Genomic DNA, 1,161 nt, shown 5'->3' on the forward strand with positions numbered 1-1,161 from the left:
TAATCTTATTTACATGGCGGAACACAAAACCGCCCCGAACCTTGAAAAATACATAAAGCAATCATAAGCACATGACAACTACCTTACAACAGCGCGAAAGCGCTAACGTCTGGGAGCGCTTCTGCGAGTGGGTAACATCCACCGACAACCGGATTTACATCGGTTGGTTCGGCGTTCTGATGATCCCCACCCTCTTAACCGCCACCATCTGCTACGTCATCGCCTTCATCGCCGCTCCTCCCGTTGACATCGACGGTATTCGCGAGCCCGTTGCAGGTTCCTTGATGTACGGAAACAACATCATCACCGGTGCTGTTGTTCCTTCTTCTAACGCGATTGGTCTGCACTTCTACCCAATTTGGGAAGCAGCATCACTCGATGAGTGGCTCTACAATGGCGGCCCCTACCAGTTAGTGATTTTCCACTTCCTGATTGGCGTATTCTGCTACATGGGTCGCGAATGGGAATTATCTTACCGCTTAGGTATGCGTCCTTGGATCTGCGTAGCTTACTCTGCTCCAGTAGCAGCAGCCACCGCAGTATTCTTGATCTACCCAATTGGTCAAGGTTCTTTCTCCGATGGTATGCCTTTGGGTATCTCCGGTACATTCAACTTCATGATCGTGTTCCAAGCTGAGCACAATATCTTGATGCACCCCTTCCATATGTTAGGTGTGGCAGGTGTATTCGGTGGTTCCTTGTTCTCTGCAATGCACGGTTCGTTGGTGACTTCTTCTTTGGTGCGTGAAACCACTGAGACTGAATCTCAAAACTACGGTTACAAGTTCGGTCAAGAGGAAGAAACTTACAATATCGTTGCAGCTCACGGCTACTTCGGTCGTTTGATTTTCCAATACGCTTCATTTAACAATAGCCGTTCTCTGCACTTCTTCTTAGGTGCATGGCCAGTTGTGGGTATCTGGTTTACCTCTTTGGGTATTTCGACGATGGCCTTCAACTTGAATGGTTTCAACTTCAACCAATCAATTATCGACTCACAAGGTCGTGTTGTGAATACTTGGGCGGATGTGATTAACCGGGCTAACTTGGGTATGGAAGTAATGCACGAGCGTAATGCTCACAACTTCCCTCTCGACTTGGCTGCTGGTGAGTCTACCCCAGTGGCTTTGGTTGCTCCTGCTATCAATGGCTAGGTTTTAG

Annotated in this window: 1 protein-coding gene; it reads left to right on the top strand. The window is 48.2% G+C overall.

Annotated features, from left to right (window positions below):
- Positions 1-71: 71 nt before the first annotated feature.
- A complete protein-coding gene (gene psbA, locus PY364_RS14340; protein WP_275523452.1) occupies positions 72-1,154 on the top strand; it encodes a photosystem II q(b) protein in 1,083 nt (360 codons plus the stop codon).
- Positions 1,155-1,161: the final 7 nt, after the last annotated feature.

The sequence above is a fragment of the Kamptonema sp. UHCC 0994 genome, assembly GCF_029167235.1.
Lineage (GTDB): Bacteria > Cyanobacteriota > Cyanobacteriia > Cyanobacteriales > Microcoleaceae > Kamptonema.